This window comes from Kitasatospora sp. NPDC059747 (assembly GCF_042732955.1).
GTDB lineage: Bacteria > Actinomycetota > Actinomycetes > Streptomycetales > Streptomycetaceae > Kitasatospora.
Window position 1 is genome coordinate 1 of sequence record NZ_JBHWGV010000005.1, and the last position, 7,014, is coordinate 7,014.

General features: G+C 75.6%; 4 protein-coding genes. All 4 read left to right on the forward strand.

Annotated elements, in window-relative coordinates; translation table 11 throughout:
* Positions 1-604 (forward strand): hypothetical protein (locus ACFV4G_RS03505; protein ID WP_380435991.1); only part of this gene is annotated, 604 nt, incomplete at its 5' end.
* Positions 605-921: 317 nt separating this feature from the next.
* Entirely contained in the window at positions 922-1,965 is a 1,044-nt protein-coding gene (locus ACFV4G_RS03510; RefSeq protein ID WP_380435993.1) for a hypothetical protein, read from the forward strand.
* A 156-nt stretch (positions 1,966-2,121) separates the two neighbouring features.
* Positions 2,122-4,020 carry an HSP90 family protein gene (locus ACFV4G_RS03515; protein ID WP_380435995.1) on the forward strand — a complete coding sequence of 633 codons (1,899 nt, stop codon included), beginning with the start codon at positions 2,122-2,124 and terminating at the stop codon, positions 4,018-4,020.
* On the forward strand, positions 4,020-6,935 hold the full coding sequence (locus tag ACFV4G_RS03520; protein WP_380435997.1) for a hypothetical protein: 2,916 nt from the start codon (positions 4,020-4,022) through the stop codon (positions 6,933-6,935). The genes ACFV4G_RS03515 and ACFV4G_RS03520 overlap by 1 nt, the downstream gene beginning before the upstream one ends.
* The last annotated feature ends 79 nt before the right edge of the window (positions 6,936-7,014 follow it).

Below are 7,014 nucleotides of genomic sequence, written 5' to 3' on the forward strand. Positions count from 1 at the left end.
AGACCCCGGTGCCGCGACGCCGCCGGCCGCGGGCGCCGGCGGGGCTGTGCCGCCGCCGGCCGCGGGCGGGGCCGGGGCGCCCGGGGCGGACTCGGATGCCGTGTTGCTGGACGACAAGCTGGTCCTCCAGGTGCTGCCGGACGTCAAGACGATGGCCGGGTGGGAGGAGGAGAAGCGGCGCGTCGACACCGCCGACCACGCCACCACCTGCACGGCGGCGGCGCCCTGCACGGGGAAGCCGCTGAGTGGGTCGGTCCGGTTCTCCTCGGGCGACGTGGTGGCCCGGTTCATGATCGACACACTGCCGACCCGGGACGCGGCGAAGGACCGCCTCAAGGAGACGTACGCGTCGTACCGGAGCGGGCCGTTCAAGGCCGTGGATGCTGCGGTGCTGGGGAGTGAAAGTCAGGTGTTCCAGGGGCAGTTGGCCGGTAGTGAGGGTGTCGGCATCGTGCTGCGCTCGGGCACGGTGGTGGCGAGCGTGACGACCGAGGGCGGCCCGGTGGACGTCGCGGCGACGCGGCGGTTCGCGGCGATGCTGGTCAAGCGGATCGAGCAGGCGCAGACGGGCAAGACCCCGGACGCGGGACTCGCCACGCTCTGACGGCCCGCCCGGCCGCCCGGCCGCCCGTCGGCCGGCCAGGTCTCCCGGGTCGATCGGATCGCCCGGATCAACCGAAGGTCCGGCGATCCGATCTGACCGCCGGGTGAGCGGGCGGACAACGAACGGCGAACAGATAACAGAATCTGTTCGCTGAAATCTGTTATCTGTTATCTGTCCGTTGTCATCTGTTACCCCCCTCGTCAGGCCCGGTGCGGGCTGCGCGAACGGATGTCGGGTGCGCGTGATATGTACTGCATCTGGGCGGCCACTGTGCGCCCATGCGAGAGATGCCGATCACGTTCGAGGGGGACCACCCGATGCCGCTTTTCCGTCGCCGCTCCGGCGAGGACGCCACGCAGGGCCGGTCCGGCCGCCGCGGGCTCGGGTTCGGGCGCGGGGCGCGGACGGCCGAGCCCGCCGTCCCCGTCCCCGCGGGCCCGGCCCCGGCGCTCGACCCGGCCTTCGGCGACGACGCGGTCCGCGTGATGCTCGGCCAGGCCGCCGCCGGGGACTGGACGGCGCTGCGCCCCGCGCTCGCCGCCGTCGAGGACCAGGCCGACCGGACGTGGATCCTCGGCGCCCTCGCCGACGTCGACGGCGTCGAGGCCTGGACGGCCCGCGCGGTCGCCGACCACCCCGACGACGCCCTCCCCCTCCTCCTCTCCGGCGCCCGGCACATCACCTGGGCCTGGGAGGCCCGAACCGGAGCCCGCGCCAAGCACGTGACGGACGAGCAGTGGAAGCTCTTCCACGAGCGCCTGGACACCGCCGAGGAGCAGCTGCTGGAGGTCGCCGAGCGCGAGCCCGGCTGGCTGGCGCCGTGGTACTTCCTCCAGATCAGCGCCCGCGGCGCCTCGCTCGACGCGGACGTCGCCACCTGCCGCTTCGAGGCCGCGCTGCGCCGCGCGCCCGGTCACGCCGCCTCGCACCGCCAGCGGCTCCAGCAGCTGTGCGCCAAGTGGGGCGGCTCGCACGACGAGATGCACGAGTTCGCCCGCTCGGCGATGCTCGCCGCCCCCGAGGGGAGCCAGCTCGGCGAGCTGGTCGCGCTCGCCCACCTGGAGCGCTGGCTGGACCTGCCCGACGGCGAGGACCACGCCTACCTCACCAGCCCGACGGTCCTCGCGGAGCTCCAGGAGGCCGCGGCCCGGTCTGTCCTGCACCCGGACTTCACGCCGGCCCGCGGCTGGCAGGCCGCCTTCAACGCCTTCGCGATGGCCTTCTCGCTGGCCGACCAGCGCCAGACCGCGCACCGGCTGTTCGACGCCCTGGACGGCCTCGTCACCGAGTCCCCCTGGCACTACCTGGCCGGCGATCCGGTCGCCAACTTCCGCGCCCACCGCGACCGTTGCGCCCGATAGAACCGGCTGCGACCCACTGACGCCGCGACCCACTGACGGCCACTGACGGCCACGGCCGGCACCCGCCCGCCACCGCCCGCCACCGCGCGCCGCACGCCCGCCGCGCCGTCCGGGCCCCGGACCTCCTCACCCATCCAGCAATCGAAAGAGCCCCCGGTGTCCCCATCCGAGAACCCGACGAGTGCGCAGAGCCCGGCCAGTGCGCACACCTTCCAGGTGGACCTGCGCGGCCTGGTGGACCTCCTCTCCCACCACCTGTACTCCAGCCCCCGCGTCTACCTGCGCGAGCTCCTGCAGAACGCGGTCGACGCGATCACCGCCCGCCAGAAGCTCGACCCGGCGGCGCCGGCCCGGATCACCGTCCGCGCCGACGACGAGCTGACCGTCACCGACACCGGCATCGGCCTCACCGAGGCGGACGTCCACACCTTCCTCGCCACCATCGGCCGCAGCTCCAAGCGGGACGCCGACGGCGGCCTGGACGGCGCCGGACTGGCCCGCGCCCGCGGCGACTTCATCGGCCAGTTCGGCATCGGCCTGCTCGCCTGCTTCGTGGTCGCCGACGAGATCACCGTCGTCACCCGCTCCGCGGCCACCCCGGACGCGCCGGTGGTCGAGTGGCGCGGCAGCTCCGACGGCCGCTACACCATCCGCACGCTCCCCGCCGAGGCCAGGCCCGAGCCCGGCACCACCGTCACCCTCGCCCCGCGCGCGGACGCCGCCGAGTGGACGCGTTCGGGCCGGGTCCTGGCCCTCGCCCGGGACTTCGGCGGCCTGCTGCGCCAGGAGGTGACGGTCGTCGACGCGAACGGCACCGAGCACCGCGTCAACCGGACGCCGCCGTGGGCGCAGCGGCACGGCTCGCCGCTGGCCCGCCGCGACGCGCTGGCCGAGTACTGCCGCTCCGCCTTCGACTTCACCCCGCTGGACAGCATCGACCTGGACCTCCCGCTGGTCGGCCTGCGCGGCGTCGCCTACGTGCTGCCGGACGCCGCACCGCCCTCCCGCCGCTCCGGCCACCGGGTGCACCTCAAGGGCATGCTGCTGACCGACCAGGCCGACGAACTCCTGCCCGACTGGGCGTTCTTCGTTCGCTGCGTGGTCGACACCGACGGCCTGCGCCCGACCGCCTCCCGCGAGGGCCTGTACGCGGACGAGACGCTGGCCGCCGTCCGCGACGCGCTCGGCGCCCGGATCCGCGACTGGCTGACCGGCCTGTCCGCGAGCGACCCGGCGCTGCTGCACCGCTTCCTGTCCGTGCACCACCTGGCGGTCAAGGAACTCGCGCGCTACGACGACGAGTTGCTGCGCATCATGCTGCCGTGGCTGCCGTTCGAGACCACCGACGGCAATGTCACGCTGGACGAGTTCGCCCGCACCCACCCGGTCCTGCTGGTGACCCGGACGGTCGAGGAGTTCCGCCAGGTGGCCCCGATCGCCGGCGCCGCCGGGCTCGGCGTCGTCAACGGCGGCTACACCTACGACCGCGACCTCGTGCACCGGCTGCCCGAGATCCGCCCCGGCGTCTCGGTCGCCGACCTCGACCCGGGCACCGTCACCGCGCACCTGGACACCGTCGACCCGGCCGCCGAGCTCGCCGCCGCCGCGTTCCTGACGATCGCCCGCGAGGTGGTCGGCCGGTTCGACTGCGACGTCGCGCTGCGCAGCTTCCACCCGACCAGCGCCCCGGCCCTGCTGCTGGACAACCGGGAGGCCCGGCACGAGCGCACCCGCGCCCAACTCGCCGACGAGGCGGACGGGTTGTGGGCGGACATCCTCGGTTCGCTGCGGGCCGAGGTGCCGCGCGCCCAGCTGGTGCTCAACCACCTCAACCCGCTGGTGCGCCGTGCCGCCTCGCTGGCGGGCAGCCGCGACCTGACCGTCACCGCGGTCGAGGCGCTGTACGGGCAGGCGGTCCTGATGACCCGCCGTCCGCTCAAGGCGAGCGAGAGCGCCCTGCTCAACCGCTCGTTCATCAGCCTGCTCGACCACGCCATGCTCGGCCACGAGGCGGCCGACGGCCGCGGCGCCGACAGCGACCCGAAGGAGGCGTGATGCTGGACACCCCCGACGCGGTGATGGCCGCGCTGCGCGAGAACGACGCCCGCCCCTACGGTCGTCAGCGGACCGTCGCGGCGGAGGAACTCGTCGACGCCGCAGAGCAGTTCGACGACACCGGGGTGCGCTCGATGGCCCTGCTGGAGCTCATGGAGGCGTACCAGTACGACGGCGAGCGCAGCAAGTCGCCGGTGGTCTTCGCCCGTGTGCTCAAGCTGTGGGACACCGACCCGGACGGCTTCGGCGAGTGGGCCGGGGACCAGGTGTTCTGGCGCTTCAAGTGGGTGGCGGGCTCGCTGGCGGGCACCCCGGAGGTGCCGCTGGAGGCGATCCGGCGCTGGCACACCGAGATGCGCACCCGGTACGAGAAGGCCGGCTTCGGCCTCCAGCCGTACTACGCCCAGCGCTACCACCTGGCCGCGCACACCGGCGTCGGCGCCGAGGACGCGTACGAGCTGTGGACCGGCCGCCCGCGCACCGAGCTGAGCGACTGCCACGCGTGCGAGCTCCGCGCCCGCGCCAACCACCACGTGCGCGCCGGCGACGACGCCCGGGCGCTGGAGGTGTGGCGGCCGGTCCTCGGCGGCCACAGCACCTGCTCCGAGGAGCCCTACCTCAGTCACGCCGCCGCCCTGCTCCCGCTGCTGCGCGAGGGACGCCTGGACGAGGCCCGCTCCAGCCACCTGGTCGGCTACCGCTTCGCCCGCGGCAAGTCCGGCATGGCCCGCCCGGTCGGCCAGCACGTCGAGTTCTGCGCGCTGTCCGGCAACGAGCCGCGCGGCCTGGAGATCCTCTCCGAGAACCGCGACCTGTTCGCCGTCACCGGCGACCCGAGCGGCCGACTCGACTTCCTCACCGGCGTCGAGGTGCTGATCGCCGCCCTCGCCCGCCAGGGCCACGGCGAGCTCGCGGTCAGCGGCCCGCCCGGCCGGAGCTGGACGGTCGACACGCTGCTCGCCCACCTGCGCACCGAGGCCGACGCGCTGGCCGCCCGCTTCGACGCCCGCAACGGCACCGACGCGGTCGGCAGCCGGCGCCGGGCGCGGCTGGAGCGCGGGCCGCTGCTCGCCGAGCCGCTCGCCCTGGGCGTGCGCGCCGCCGCCGCGCCCGAGCTGGCCGGCGCCCCGGCCGCCGGGCCCGCGCCGCGCCGCGAAGTCGAGCCGGAGCCCGAGGAGTTCGCCGCCCTCGTGGTCCGCGCCCGCGAGCTGGACCTGGTCGGCCACCCGGACGCCGACCGGCTCTGGCGCCGGATCGCCGAGCGCTTCGAGGCCGACGGCTACGTGCACGAGGACGGCACGGCGGTGGGCACCGCGGGCCGGCTGCGTGCCGAACTCGCCGAGCAGCGCGCGCACGAGGCGCTGGACCGCGACGACCACGTCGTCGGCAAGGCCCAACTGCTGGCCGCTGCCGACTTGTTCGAACAGGAGGGGCTGCTCGGCCAGGCCCTCATGGTGCGCACCCGCACCCTCGTCGTCGAGCTCGGCGAGGTCGAGGGCCTGGCGCCCGACTGGCCGGCGCTCGACGAAGCGCTCGTCCGCGCACGGGAGTTGCGGGCCGAGGGCGGGATCGCCGACGACGACTACCTGATCGTGCTCCAGTGCCGGGCCTTCGCCGCGCACCACGACCTGATCGCCGCGCTGCCGGAGCCGCCGGCCGGGGCCGTCGCCCGGTTCGAGGAGGCCGTCGGCGCCTACCGGGCCGAGAGCGGCGCGCTCGGGTCGGCCCGCCGGGCCGCCACCTCGCGCCAGTACGCCGCCGACGCCGCCGCCCGGCAGGGCCGGATGGCCGAGGCGACGGCCGAACTGCGCGAGGTCATGGACCAGTTGGACGCCGCCGAACTGCCGTGGCAGACGCCGCGGGTGCTCGGCCTGCTCGGCCAGGTGCTGCTGCAGAGCGGCGAACCCGCCCAGGCCGTCGAGGTGTTCCACCGGGCCCTGGCCGAGGCCGCCCGCTGGGGCGACGACTCCTACCCGTTCGCCCCGACGTACATGATGCTCGGCCACGCGAGCTCGCACACCGGCGACGACGGCGGGGCGATCAGGGCCCTGTCGGAGGCCGCCGCGCGCTTCGACCGCAAGGGCCGGCCGGCGGCGGAGGAGGCCGCCCAGGTGCGGCTGCAGCTGGCCGACCTGCTGCGCGGCAGCGGCCGGGCGGCCGACGCGGTGGCCGTGCTGGAGTCGGTGCTGCTCGACGCCGCCGCCCCGGAGCTGGACGAGCGGCTGATGGCCCAGGTCCGGCTCGACCTCGCCCGCGGACTGTTCGCGCTGGAGGAGTACCGCGACGCGGCCGAGGAGTACCTGCGCCTCGCCGACGCGGTCGCGGGCTGGGAGGACCGGTCGACGCACACCATGGTCGCCTGCGAGGCCTCCCTCGCGCTGGCCCACGCCGACCGCTGGGAGGCGGCCGACGCCGCCCGCGAGCGCGCCCTCGCGGCGCACGCCGAGGCGCCGCAGTGGGATCAGATGGCCGGGACGCTGCGCGATTTCGCCAAGCTGGTGATGCGCGCCCGCGGTGGGGAGGGGCTGGAGACCGCGCTCGCCCGGCTGGCCGAGGCGGACGCCGTCGGCGCGGCCGCCGAGTGCGCCGGAGCCTCGTACAACTCGTGGTTCCTGCGCGGCGGTTCGCACTACGAGCGGGCGCGCTGCCTGGCCATCGCCGGGCGGCACGAGGAGGCGCTGGCCGAGGCCGAGCGGGCGATCCCGGTGTACGAGGAGGGCGGCGAGGAGGCCGAGTCGCCGCGCGCCGAGGCGGTGCGGATGGCCGCGCTGATCGAGGGCACCGACCTCGGGCGGACGCGGGCTGCGGTGGCCCGGCTGACCGCCGCCGCCGACCGCTGCCGACGGGTCGGGCTGCCGGAGGCGGCGGAGATCCTGGCCGACCTGCGGGAGCGGATCGCGGCCGACCAGGGCTGACCGAACGGCGGCGGGGGGGGGGGGGGGGGGGGCCCCCCGGGGCCCCCCCCCACCCGCGCCCCCCGACGGTGAGGGGGGA